This is a genomic window from Bacteroidales bacterium (genome assembly GCA_021648725.1).
Taxonomy (GTDB): domain Bacteria; phylum Bacteroidota; class Bacteroidia; order Bacteroidales; family JAADGE01; genus JAADGE01.
Genome location: JAKISF010000010.1, coordinates 41,786 through 55,282, shown reverse-complemented (window position 1 = coordinate 55,282; position 13,497 = coordinate 41,786). Strand labels below are relative to the sequence as shown.

Sequence of the window (13,497 nt, the reverse complement as noted above, 5' to 3'; positions counted from 1 at the left end):
ATTGTTCATCTTACCTTTTGACTATTTTAATGGTTCTTTTACTTTTCCCGGATGTAATTTTTAAGAAATAAATTCCGGCAGGAACATTTAATAGATTTATTGTTTTATTATTTTCTGAAATATTCTCTTCAAAATAAATTAATTTACCGTATAAATCTGAAATTTCGATATTAAATGCAGTATTATCATTTTTTTCTATATTAAATTTACCGGAATTAGGGTTTGGGTATATTCTAAAATTATCATTAATATCATTAATATATGTTCCTCCTCCGTTATTATATATATATCTTACGGTAACATCATCAAAATCTGAACAATTATCATTAGAAACAGTCCATCTGAAAATATTTTCGCCTTCCGATAAGCCTGATACATATGTGCCGGGGTCGGTATCGTCTGTAAAGGTACCTGAGCCGCTTATAACTGACCATAATTCTGTATTTGTATTGAAAGGCATTACAGCATTAAGATAAGTATCAAGTGTTTCTATTTCTTGATCTGTTCCGGCATCAGCAGTAACCATATCATTATATACATAAACATAATCACTTATAATACATTCAGGTGAAATTACCGACCACTGAAAAATATTATTTAAAAAGTCAATATTTTGAACTTCGGTATTATAAAAAGTGGGAGAGATAATATTTCCGGTTCCCGAAACAACAGACCACAACCCGGAGTAACCGTTACCGGGGATATTTCCTTCAAGCGTAATGTTGTTTGTACATACAAGTTGGTCTTCTCCGGCATAGGCAAATATTTGTGTTACAATTATATCATTATAAGTTGTTGCACCGCTTTGTGTAACTGTCCATCGGTATATATTTGCTCCCATGCTGCAGTTTCTTACCCAAGTATTATATAAATTTGGGTTATCAAAATTACCGGTTCCTTGAACTACAGACCAGCTTTGTGTTGCTCCTGTATAATCAGCTGCGTTTAATTGAACAGAATCAGTACAAATTGTTCTGTTAATTCCTGCATTTACCGTAAAGTTTATTACCGTAATTTCAACATAGTCATAAGAAGTGCATAGATTCTTGTTTACTGTCCACATAAATGTATTAATTCCCGTAGGCATATTTGTAACCGCCGTACTAGGGTCAGAAATTGTGCTTACAGTTCCGCCTCCGCCGACAAGCATCCATTCTCCTGTAGCATTCTCAGGCAGAACGGCTGCTAAATTTGTTGATGTTACAAAGGGTTCAAGTGCTTGGTCTTCTCCTGCATAAGCGGTAAAACTCTTATTGTTTATTGAAACTTCATCTCCTGCACCACTTGAACATCCGTTGTTAAATACTGTCCATTTAAAAACAGAAATTCCGCTTTGTAGATTTGTTACATTTGTATTAAATAAAGTTGTATTATTAATATTTGCAAATCCTGAAATTAACTCCCAGTTTCCTGTTCCTCCTACCGGCGGTTGTTCTGCAGATAATTGTGTGTAGTCGTAACACAATTCTTGGTCGCCTCCGGCAGATGATACAACATTATTATTTGTTACTGAAACATCGCTATAATCTGAGCATACAATATTTGTAACTGTCCAACGATAAATATTTTCATTTAAGTTAATGCTTGTAACTAATGTACTTGCCGAATTTTCATCTGCAAATAATCCTGCACCTGATTGCACACTCCATAAACCTGTGCCGGCATCGGGAGTTACTGCCGATAAAACAGCATAATTTGTACAAACTGTTATATTTGAACCTGCATCAGCGGGAACAAAATTATTTTTTACTTGAATGTCGTCAGAAGCATTGCATCCGTTTAAAGTTGCATTCCACCTGTAAATATTAACTGAATTATTTGAAATATTACTTACCGTTGTATTATAATTTGAGACATTACCGAATACTCCCGAACCCGAAATAAGTTCCCAATATCCTGTTCCCGGTAAAGGGTCCGTTGCACTTATTGTAGTGTAAGACACACAAATTTCTTGATTTGAACTTGTTGATGTGAAAAACATATTGTTTGTTATCTCAACTATGTCATCCGCTGAGCAACCGTTTCCGGAAATTGTCCAAATAAATGTATTTAAACCTGATGTTAAACCTGTTACTTGTGTATTTGCTAAGCTCGGGTCTGCTAAGTTTCCTGAACCTCCGCCTACAGTCCATACTCCTGAAAGTCCGCTTCCTGCAGGAACAGCAGATAAGCTTGTAAAATTATCGCAGATTATTTGATCTACTCCGGCATCGGCAAAAACAGTATTTCTGTTTATTGTAATTTCATCAAAATCAGAACAACCGTCTTTTACAATTGTCCACCTTATTATGTTTGCACCGAGAGATAAGTTTCTTACAAAGGTAGATTGGTCAACAGAATTATCAATTATTCCTGTGCCTGTTTCAACAGTCCAATAAGCTGTTCCTCCTGTCGGCGGAGAATTTCCTAAAATAGCGGAAGAATCACTACATATATCAGAAGGTCCGCTTATGTCGGCATTTGCGATGTATTGGTTATTTGTAATATCAATTTCGTCAAAAGCATTGCAAGTTCCTTTTGTAATTGTCCAACGGTATTTATTTAAGCCGGAATTTAAATTGTTTACAACTGAGTTATAAAGCGTAAGATTTGAAATTATGCTTGTCCCCGCTAATAATAACCATTCTCCGGTTTCTCCGGTTTGCGGTTGGTTTCCGCTTAAAACAGAATTTGTTCCGCAAATAATTTGATCGACTCCGGCATAGGAATAAACATAATTGTTTGTAACTGTTACGTCATCAAAATTTGAGCACCCGAGATTTGTAACTGTCCACCTGTATGTATTAGAATTTAACCCTACATTTGTTACATCGGTATTATTTTGCAGAGAATTTACAAATATTCCTGTTCCTGAAATCAGAGACCAATAACCTGTTCCGACCGAAGGACTTAATGCAGACAGCGTAGTTGTTCCGTTACAAGTTTCAATATCAGAACCTGCATCGGCTGTTGATGCGGTATTTCTGGTAATGATAACATAAGAAGTTTGTATGCATGCACCATGTGTAATTTTCCATTCAAAAGTATTTTCTCCTGCAAGTAAGTTATTTACCACAGTATTATTAAGGGTTGCGTCAACAAAAGTACCGTTTCCCCCGGTTACTCTCCATTCTCCTGTTCCGGGAGCCGGCGGATTTGCATTCAGGTTATAACTGTCAGTACATGTAACATCATCTGTTCCTGCATCTGCAACAAAATAATCGTAATATATTTCAACATTATCCTCCGAAATACATCCGTTTTTGTTGATTGTCCATTTATATATATTAGAAAAATTACTGATTCCGGTAACTTGTGTGTTGTAATTGCTTATATCTATAAAAGTTGCCGTACCCGAAACAATGCTCCATTTTCCGGTACCTTGAACAGGGTTGTTTCCGGCAAGGAATGTATTGTTATCACAAATTATTTGATATGTTCCGGCTAAGGCAACAGTAGGTTTATTGCTTGTAATAATGACATTGTCATATGCGATGCAAATGCCGTATGTTACTGTCCACTGTAAAGAATTTGTATTCGGACCTAAACCGCTTATTGTAGTATTAAAATCATTTATATTTCCGAAAACAGGACTTCCGTCTGATGCAACAACTGACCATGTTCCTGCACCGGGTGAAGGGTTATTTGCCGAAAGACTTGTATAATCTTCGCAAATTGTTTCGTTTGTACCTGCGTTTGCCGTAACAGTATGATTTGTAATAATGATTTCATCGAAAGAACTGCAAATACCTTTGTTTATTGTCCATCTGAAAGTATTGTTCCCGGATGCAAGCCCTGTAACATCAGAAGTATTAATTGTGGGTGTTAATAAAGTTCCGCTTCCGCTCTCAACAGTCCAAATGCCTGATTCTCCCGAACCATATATATTTGCATTTAATGTATATGAATTATTGCATATTTCTTCATCGGAAGCTGTTAATGCTTGCGTGGGGTAGTTGTTTGTAATTATTACTTCGTCTGTATAAGTGTTTGTGCCGTTTGTAATTGTCCAACGTAATTCATTAAAGTTCTGTAGTAAACTGCTTACTGTTGTGTTGTATAAAGTTTTATTATTAATAGTGCAAGCACCGCTAATTACAGTCCATTCTCCGGTATAACCCGAAAGAGGCGGGTCGGCAGCCAGTGTTGTAGCATCGGTACAAACTTCTTGATCAACGCCTGCATTTGCTTGTGAAAAAGAAGTGTTTACAGAAATAATGTAAATTACACTTAATATTAAGATTTGTTTAAGGTTCATAGTTTTGAGAATTACTCGTATAATAACAAAGATATGACAAAAATAATAAAAATAAGGTTGCTTGAGAATTTTTACACTAAATATCAAATTCAATACTTAATTGAAAAGCAACATTTTCCGGTTGATTGTCCAAATTTGTAATTGATAATCCTATTAATCGTATTGAGTTGTATGAAAAATCAATTTGTTCAAATAACTCATCGCTTATTTGCATTATATCATTAATGTTTTTTATTTTATTACTTACGGATTTGCTTCTTGTAATTTGCTTAAAATCAGAATATTTAATCTTTAAAGTTAAGGTTTTGCCGTATGTTTCGGCTTTTTTGCAACGTTCAATTAATGTTTCCGCAATTTGCTCTGTTCTGTTGTAAATATTTTCAATATTTTGAATATCATAAGCAAAAGTTTTTTCTGCACCTATTGACTTTCTTATTCTGTCAGGATTTACTTCTCTGTTATCAATTCCTCTTGCAATATTATAATAGTAGTTCCCTTGTTTTCCGAAATTATTTATTAATACTTGCAAAGATTTTTGCTTTAAATCAAAACCGGTTATTATGCCGAGTTTGTGCATTTTTTCGGCACTTACTTTTCCTACTCCGAAAAATTTTTCAATTGGCAATTTCTCAATGAAATATTGAGCAATATCGGGTGTTACAGCATAAAATCCATCGGGTTTATAATAATCGGAAGCAATTTTTGCCAAAAATTTATTAAATGAAACCCCGGCAGATGCCGTTAATTGAGTTCGTTCTTTAATTTTTTTCTTAATTTGCTTTGCAATCAAAGTTGCGGAAGGCAAGTTAATTTTATTCTCGGTAACGTCAAGAAAAGCTTCATCCAAAGATAAAGGTTCAACCAAATCTGTATATTCAAAAAAGATTTCACGTATTTGATTTGAAACTTCTTTATATTTTTTAAAATTTGAGTCTGCAAAAATTAAATGCGGGCATTTTCTGATTGCAATTTTTGAAGGCATTGCCGAACGAACACCGTATTTTCGAGCTTCATAACTTGCCGCGGCAACAACACCTCTTGCACCTTTTCCGCCGACGGCAACAGGTTTCCCTTTCAATTCGGGCTTATCTCTTTGCTCAACTGAAGCAAAAAAGGCATCCATATCTATATGTATTATTTTTCTGTAATTATTTTTCATTGAAAAGTAAAGTTAGCAATATTTTAATTAATAATTCATTATATCTTATGCGGTTTTTTCATATTTTTGTACAAAATAAAGAATATGAATTTAGCAGAATTAACCGCAATATCACCGGTTGACGGAAGATACAGAAGCAAGATTGTTGAAACTGCAAAATATTTTTCGGAATTCGGTTTAATAAAATACAGATTAATAACTGAGGTTGAATACTTTATTGCCCTTTGCGAAATACCTTTGCCGCAACTAAAATGTTTTGACAAAAAAGTATTTCGTAAACTAAGGAAAGTTATTGATGATTTTTCATTGCAAGATGCTCAAAAAATAAAAGATATTGAAAAGATTACTAATCATGATGTTAAAGCTGTTGAGTATTTTTTGAAAGAAAAGTTTGATGAATTCGGTTTGTCCGAACATAAAGAATTTATTCATTTCGGACTGACTTCACAAGACATAAATAATACAGCAACTCCGATGTTGCTTCGAGATGCTTTTGAGGTTGATTTTTTACCTTCGGTAAAACAAGTTATCGAAAAATTATTTGAACTTTCAGAGCAATGGGCTGATATTCCGATGTTGGCAAGAACACACGGACAGCCTGCATCTCCGACAAAACTCGGTAAAGAAATCGAAGTATTCATTGAAAGGTTGCGTAAGCAAATATCTCATTTGCAATTAGTCCCGTTTTCTGCAAAATTTGGTGGTGCAACCGGTAATTTTAATGCACATTATGTGGCTTATCCTGAAATTGATTGGGTGCAATTTGCAAACTCGTTTGTAAACCATGTATTAAATTTAGACCGTTCACAAACCACAACTCAAATTGAACATTACGATAATTTGGCTGCATTTTTTGATAACTTAAAACGGATTAATACAATTTTAATTGATATGTCTCGTGATTTTTGGACATATATTTCACAAAATTATTTTAAACAAAAAATAAATAAAAACGAAGTCGGTTCATCGGCAATGCCGCATAAAGTAAACCCTATTGATTTTGAAAATGCAGAAGGAAACTTAGGGATTGCAAATGCACTTTATGAGCATTTTTCAGCTAAACTTCCTATTTCAAGATTGCAAAGAGATTTAACGGATTCTACGGTATTAAGAAATATAGGTGTGCCGATTGCACATTCTATGATTGCATTTAAATCTTTATTGAAAGGTTTAGGAAAACTTGAATTAAACGAAACAGCCATTCAAAATGATTTGCAAAATAACTATGTTGTTGTTGCAGAGGCTATTCAAACAATTTTAAGGCGTGAGAATTACCCTAACCCTTATGAAGCATTAAAGGATTTAACAAGAACAAATAAAGTTATTAACGCAGAAGTAATTTCTGAGTTTGTTGACGGACTTGATGTAAGTGATGATATTAAACAAGAGCTAAAACAAATTACGCCGGAAAATTACACGGGAATTTAAATTAATACTTAAATTCTAAAATGTTGTAATGATAGAATTTAATATACTAAAAAGAAATTGTTATATTTATTTTCTATTATTTAAGTTAAAACTCTGCAATTCCATTGCAGTTACTTTAGTTTCTATAAATTTTTTACTTTTACTGTATGAATTACAGAACGAGTTCACATACAGTAAGTCGTTTAACGGCACATATAGTTTGGGTAACGAAATATCGTTATAATGTTTTAAAAGGAGATATTCAAAAGCGATGTCGGGATTTGATAGTTCAGACATGTAATACAGAAAATGTTCAAATATTAAAGGAGTAGTAAGTAAAAATCATGTTCACATTCATATTGAGTATTCTCCGTCTTTGAGCATAAGCAATTTATTCAAAAATACAAGGGTGAACTTATGACTGTTTCTGACAATGAAATAATAAGTGCATCGGCAGAATTATCAAAAAATACCGGATTATTTGCCGAACCGGCAGCGGCAACAGCTTTTGCAGGGATTACTAATTACATGATTATGAATAAATTAGAAGCTGACTCGAACAATGTTGTGCTTTTAACCGGCAGCGGATTAAAAGATTTAAAATCAGTACAATCTGTTATTTCAATACCGGATGCTGTTGAACCGGATGTTGAAAATTTAATCGGAGATTTTCAAATATTGTAAAAAAAGAAATATAAATTTGTTTTTTCAACAGATTTCAAATGGGAAGTACAAAAATTAAGAAAATCAAACTAAAAGAACTTGCTTCAACAGCAATTTGCGGTAACGATATAAGTTCATCAGTTCTTTATGTATCGGCTTTATCAATAATATATGCCGGACAATATGCCTGGATTACACTTTTGATTGTTGCATTTGTTTTATTTCTTTTCAGAAAAATATACACAGAAGTTGTCGGTGCTTTACCGTTAAACGGAGGTGCTTACAATGCTTTACTGAATACCACAAGTAAATCTATGGCATCTTTTGCCGCAACATTAACTCTTTTGTCATATATGGCAACGGCTGTTATTTCTGCCAATGAAGGTATGCACTATTTACACAGCTTAATTCCAAGTCTGAATGTTATTATTGCAACTATAGTTTTATTAGCAATTTTTGCAGGTCTTACAATATCAGGAATAACCGAGTCGTCAAAAGTTGCTGTCGGAATTTTTTTGTTCCATCTCAGTTCTATGTTTATATTAATTATTTTTGTTTTTCTTTATCTGTCTCAAAACGGGTTTTCTGTGTTTCTTGAAAATTGGCATACAAATTTAAAAGGCGGAAGTATATTAATGGCAATCTTTTTTGGTTTTTCGGCATCTATGTTAGGTATTTCGGGTTTTGAAAGTTCAGCAAATTTTGTGGAAGAACAAGAAAAAGGGGTTTTCCCTAAAACGCTGAGAAATATGTGGATTGTTGTGAGTATATTAAATCCGTTAATGGCATTTTTAGCATTATCATTAGTTCCGCTTCACGAAGTAAAAGAATTATATGCAAATACTTTATTATCTCACATGGCGGAAATTTCTGCAAAATCATGGCTCTCTTATGTTATTTCAATTGATGCTGTTCTTGTATTAAGCGGTGCTGTTTTAACTTCTTTTATAGGAGTTTCAGGGCTATTGGAACGATTAACACTTGACAGAATTATGCCTAATTATTTTTTGAAAAAGAATAAAAAAGGCAGTTCATACAGAATTATTATTTTTTTCTTTCTATTATCAGTTTCAATATTATTAATTACCGAAGGAAATGTCAAATCACTGGCAGGTGTATATACAATTTCGTTTTTATCTGTCATGGCTTTATTTGTTATAGGTAATGTTTTTTTAAAAGTACGCAGAGCCGGATTACCTCGTCCTGTAAATGCCGGCTGGTTAAGTCTTTTTGTAGCTTTTTCGGCAGTGATTACTGCAATAGTCGGAAATATATTGATTAAACCTGACGACCCGAATCAAAGCTCTAACTTTACCGTATTTCTTGATTATTTTATTCCTACAGTTCTTTTTGTTGCATTTATGCTTAACAGAACATTAATAATGAAATTTTTGTTAAATTTTATTCATTTTCTGTTTGATCCTATCAGAAAGTTTGTAATTCGAATTGATAGGTATTTATTAAAAACTATTGATGAAATCAGATCTCAGGAGTTTGTATTTTTTACAAAAGGAGATAATATTGCAAACCTGAATAAAGCAATGATATATATTTGCAAAAATGAACATACAAAAAAGTTAAAGATTGTAAATATTAATGATACAGGAAAAAGGTCAAAAGATTTAAAATCTGATTTGGAGTTTTTAAGAAGAGAGTATCCTGATATAACGATTGAATTTGTTATAATAAAAGGTAAGTTTGAACCAAAATTAATCCAAGAATTATCAATAAAATGGAATATTCCTGTTAATTTTATGTTTATGGGCTCTCCCGGAGATAAATTCCCGTACAGAATTGAAGAATTAGGAGGCGTGAGATTAATTATTTGATTTGTATTTTTTCATTTAACCGGTATTAATTGTTAGTTTATAAACAAGCCAATAATAAAAAAGCGAAGTTCGGAAACTTCGCTTTAGTAAATTAAAAGCTGTCCTTATTATAAAATTAAAGCTAATAAAATCAAATATCCGACGATATCAATTATTCCAATAATTATGCTTACAATAGCAAACCCCCTCCCTTTAAATTTTTTAGGGTTCGTCCTTATTTTTTTCAGACTTATTGCTCCCAGTATTATTGCCGTTAATCCGAGAGGAATTCCTAATATTATTAACCCTACAATACTTAAGATAAAACCAACTAAGCCTAATGCTTCTACAGAAGCAGCCCGGTTGTTTATGGTTGAGTTTTCGGCAGGAAATATTTCTTTAACTATATCCTCTGTCGGGAATATATCTTTTGTGCCGTTTGAATATCTTATCATTAATATGTCTGATTTTTTTAATGTAAAAATAGGTCCATTCAGATTATCACATTTTTTATATTTAATTTCAGTAATCCCAACCTCTAAAACTTTTCCTGATATTTCTTTTCCGTTCTTTAAAATAATATTATCACAATCTACGATATAGTTTTTTTGATTCCTTCTGTTTTGAAATTCATTGTTATCAATATTTATTTTGTTTAAAGAAGCATTTAGTTTTCTTAACTCAACCTTTTTTTCAAATACAGATAAGTCTTTTTCAATAGTGAAAGAAGAAGCAAAGAGCCCTATAAAGATAATAATTGGTATAAAAAGGTATTTATTTCTCATATTTTTATTTTTAAGATTGACATTTTTTATACTAATAAATATAGTGCAATGTAAAAAATAAAAATAATATTTACAAATTTTAGAGTATTTTATACAATAACCACTTAAACTACCAAATCTCAAAATCAAATTCCAAGTTTTCTCTTCGTGTTGTCGGATTTTGTTTGCCTCCGGTTAATTCGCTTACAGTTTTCATCACATATTTTTGAAGTTCTGAAATGGTAATGACTTTATCATAATTTGAATTGGCTTTCATTGATTTTAAAGCATTTATCAAAACATAAGTAAATACGCCGTTCTTTAATTCGTCTGATTCAAAAGCATATTCTACTCCTCCGGCAGATGATATAACAACGGCTCCGGAGCCTCTTCGTAAGTCGGCAAATAATTCTTTCATCAGCCTGAACGAATTATCTAAACCGATATGCGATGCCGAAGTTTTTGAAACATAGATATTTCTTGCAACAACATTATTGCCCATGTTTTCAACATATAAATCATATTCGTCAAAATCAATTTCTCCGCTGTGGCAAGCATCCATCAACAATAATTTTTTTCTTGCCGGAATATCTTCCAATAAACTTTCAAGTTCGTCATAAGAAAGTCCGTTTTTTGAAGGGTTTAAAACATCAATATCGGTTGTGGCAAAGAAATAATCTAAGTTATCGTCCAGAAATCCGTGACCGGCTGTATAAATAATTACCAAATCGTTAATATTGCTGTTTTTTAGTTCTTCTTTTGTTTTTAATATGTTTTCTTTAGTTGCGTCATGGTCTAATACTTTTATAATGTGTATGTTCTCAAATTTGTTTTTTTTAGTTTCAAAGATATCCGTTAAATCATTTGCATCTTTTGCAGCATAATTTAAATCATATTCATCATTAATATAATCCGAAACTCCGACTGCCACAATGTATAAATCCGGCTTTCTATTTGAAGAAGGTGCTATTGTAACTATGGTTTCCTTTAAAGATTCAACACCTTTACTGTTTAAAACTGAAATTTGAATTTTATTTTTTCCTTCCGAAAGAAATATCTTTACCTTTTTGTTTATCTTTTTTGATTTTTCACTTAATAAGTTAATGCCTTCTCTTCCGTAAAGCGGAACATCGTTTATCCAAATATTGATTCTGTCTAAAATATATTTTTCGTCTTTTGCAGAAATTTCAAGTAACAATTCGTTTGTTGCCGATTGAAATGTAATTTCATTTTTATTTATTAGTTCTATTTGGGGCAGATTAAAATCATTGTTTAGTATATTTTCATTAAATCCCATTTTTTCAAGACGTTTATGATAGGCTCTTTTAAAAGCATCAATCATTTTTTGCGGTGCAATATTTAATCGTTCGGCAATAATATCCGGTCTGTTAAGGCGTAAATCATATTGTTCAAAAGGATAAAGTTTTACGCCGTTCATTTTAAAACCTACGCCTTTCAATGCATCTTTTGAACCGGTATAATGATAATCGGGTGTAACAAAAATATAATCGTCATAATCTATGGCAATGCACGACATTATTTCTTTACAACTGTCTAACGACCATATTTTTATTGTTCCGTCATTGCTTCCGCTGAAAAGCAAATGATTTTTTTCGTTAAAAGCAATACTTGTAACAGCAAGGTCGTGATTCAGTAACTTACATTTAAGTTTTCCGGTTTCGGTATTCCAAACATTAACGGCATAGTCAGTTTCCGTAACAGCACTGCCCATACTTCCGCTTGCTGTTTCGGTATTGTTAAAGTTATACGAAATGCAACTTACGGGTCCGATATTTCCGAGATAATCTGTTGCTTTTTCCCATGTTCCGATTTTCCAAGCAATAACTTCGCTGTTAAAACTTCCCGATAACAAATATTTTCCGTCTGAACTGAAACGAAGATCACTTGCTCCGAGATATTTATGAGCTTCTTCAATTTTAATTGTTTTTTTGGAATTTGTATCATAGATTTTAACTCCGCCTGTTCCGGAAGAACCGTATGCAATATATTTAAGGTCTTTTGAAATAACGGCACTTTGTGTTCCCGAAATATCGCCTTGAATTGTGTAAATTTGCTTACCGCTTTTAATATTCCAAACCGATATTCGGCTTGATAGTGTAGAAGTAATAATGTGTTCATTATCAGCACAGAAGTTTAAATCGCTTAAAATATCCGGAACAGGTAAATAGCTTTTAATTTTCATTGAATCCAAATCCCAAAGAGCAATGCAGGTATAACCCGGACCTTCTTTATGATAACCGTGCACGGCGAGAATATTTCCGTCGGTGTTTATTGCAATCTTTTGTATGAATTTAAATACTTTTTCAATTTGTAAAGTAGAAATATTCCAGATTCTTAAATTCAAATCACCGTTTAAGGATGCAATTCTGGGTGAATTTATTGCTGCTTCAATCTGCCAAACAGAATGAGCTCTGCTTCTTAAAATTTTTATTAATTTACCTGTTTTCCAATCAATCAGATTAATGGTGTATGAAGAAGAATTGTTTTTCATTACCATTGAATTTAATGCAATAAGTTTTCCGTTTGCCGATAAATCCATAAAAGAAGCAAAATAACCGATATTTTCAATTTTACGTTTAAGTTCAAACTTTTTATTATCAAACACATATATGATATTCTGAAATTTTATCGGATCTTGAATTAATGCAACAAATTCACCCGTAATCGGATGAAAATAAATGTTTGTCGGCTTAATGCCTTTAATTTCTTTTATTAAATTACCTGTTTTAATATCCCAAATTTTTAAAGTCATATCACTAAACACAATTGAAAGGTATTTCCCGTTATTGCTTATTGCAACCTTGAAAACATATTTGTCTGTTTTTTCAAAAGTTGTTGTTTTTAAACCTGTTTCAATATTAAACATAAAGAAGTTATTTTGAAGATCAACAACAAATACTTCATTCGGATTATTCGGATTAATTTTTACAATTCTTATTCTAAAGTCAGAATATGTTTTAATCTCCGGATTATTTGTTTCCGTAACTGCAAGTAAATAGTTTTTGTCAATAAAAACAATTCTTTTACCGGCAATGTCTTCTGTTAAGCCGGGCATTCCTCCTGCACTTTCATAATCTTTTACAATTTTTTCTTTCTCAATATTCCATATTTTTATTGAGCCGTTTTCATCGGAAGTTAAAAGATGCTTTCCGTCATCAAAAAATTTTAAATCATCAATTCTTTGCTCATTATCAACACCTTTCACTTTATTGCTCAGTGTTGTTATTTCCTTACCGGAATTTTTATCCCATATTTTAATCAGGTGGTCTGCACCGTTACTCGCAACCAAATTCCCGGCAGGAGCAATTGCAACTCGCATAATTAAACCTGAATGCCCTGTTGTTATTGAAACCTCAGGTTGTTGAGCAAATGCTTGAATCGTAATAAAATATAGAGTAGCTGTAAAAAGGAGTGTTATTTTTTTCATAAGTATTGATT

General features: G+C 32.4%; 7 protein-coding genes and 1 pseudogene. 4 read left to right on the top strand and 4 right to left on the bottom strand.

The window, feature by feature from the left end:
* Positions 1 to 10: 10 nt before the first annotated feature.
* Positions 11 to 4,237: a T9SS type A sorting domain-containing protein gene (locus L3J35_05710; protein MCF6365682.1), complete on the bottom strand. Its 4,227-nt coding sequence runs from the start codon at positions 4,235 to 4,237 to the stop codon at positions 11 to 13.
* Between the two features lie 76 nt (positions 4,238 to 4,313).
* Complete coding sequence (gene dinB / locus L3J35_05705) at positions 4,314 to 5,396, bottom strand: DNA polymerase IV (protein ID MCF6365681.1); 1,083 nt, start codon at positions 5,394 to 5,396, stop codon at positions 4,314 to 4,316.
* An 84-nt stretch (positions 5,397 to 5,480) separates the two neighbouring features.
* Here dinB and purB point away from each other — a divergent pair, with 84 nt between their 5' ends.
* The 4 genes and pseudogenes from purB (at position 5,481) to L3J35_05685 (ending at position 9,295) form a co-directional block, all read left to right on the top strand.
* Complete coding sequence (gene purB / locus L3J35_05700) at positions 5,481 to 6,824, top strand: adenylosuccinate lyase (GenBank protein ID MCF6365680.1); 1,344 nt, start codon at positions 5,481 to 5,483, stop codon at positions 6,822 to 6,824.
* A gap of 146 nt (positions 6,825 to 6,970) precedes the next feature.
* Positions 6,971 to 7,203, top strand: a pseudogene (gene tnpA, locus L3J35_05695) (IS200/IS605 family transposase).
* Between the two features lie 17 nt (positions 7,204 to 7,220).
* Complete coding sequence (locus L3J35_05690) at positions 7,221 to 7,487, top strand: hypothetical protein (protein MCF6365679.1); 267 nt, start codon at positions 7,221 to 7,223, stop codon at positions 7,485 to 7,487.
* A 38-nt stretch (positions 7,488 to 7,525) separates the two neighbouring features.
* Positions 7,526 to 9,295: an APC family permease gene (locus L3J35_05685; protein MCF6365678.1), complete on the top strand. Its 1,770-nt coding sequence runs from the start codon at positions 7,526 to 7,528 to the stop codon at positions 9,293 to 9,295.
* Positions 9,296 to 9,402: 107 nt separating this feature from the next.
* Here L3J35_05685 and L3J35_05680 read toward each other — a convergent pair whose 3' ends face one another.
* Positions 9,403 to 10,059, bottom strand: coding sequence for a DUF4190 domain-containing protein (locus L3J35_05680; GenBank protein MCF6365677.1), 657 nt, complete (start codon positions 10,057 to 10,059; stop codon positions 9,403 to 9,405).
* Positions 10,060 to 10,168: 109 nt separating this feature from the next.
* Positions 10,169 to 13,486, bottom strand: a complete 3,318-nt coding sequence (locus tag L3J35_05675; GenBank protein MCF6365676.1) for a caspase family protein — start codon at positions 13,484 to 13,486, stop codon at positions 10,169 to 10,171.
* Between the last annotated feature and the right edge of the window lie 11 nt (positions 13,487 to 13,497).

Excerpts from the sequence above, each read along its gene's own strand:
- L3J35_05710 (MCF6365682.1), bottom strand. The coding sequence starts at position 4,237 with ATGAACCTTAAACAAATCTTAATATTAAGTGTAATTTACATTATTTCT.
- dinB (MCF6365681.1), bottom strand. The coding sequence starts at position 5,396 with ATGAAAAATAATTACAGAAAAATAATACATATAGATATGGATGCCTTT.
- purB (MCF6365680.1), top strand. The coding sequence starts at position 5,481 with ATGAATTTAGCAGAATTAACCGCAATATCACCGGTTGACGGAAGATAC.
- L3J35_05690 (MCF6365679.1), top strand. The coding sequence starts at position 7,221 with ATGACTGTTTCTGACAATGAAATAATAAGTGCATCGGCAGAATTATCA.
- L3J35_05685 (MCF6365678.1), top strand. The coding sequence starts at position 7,526 with ATGGGAAGTACAAAAATTAAGAAAATCAAACTAAAAGAACTTGCTTCA.
- L3J35_05680 (MCF6365677.1), bottom strand. The coding sequence starts at position 10,059 with ATGAGAAATAAATACCTTTTTATACCAATTATTATCTTTATAGGGCTC.
- L3J35_05675 (MCF6365676.1), bottom strand. The coding sequence starts at position 13,486 with ATGAAAAAAATAACACTCCTTTTTACAGCTACTCTATATTTTATTACG.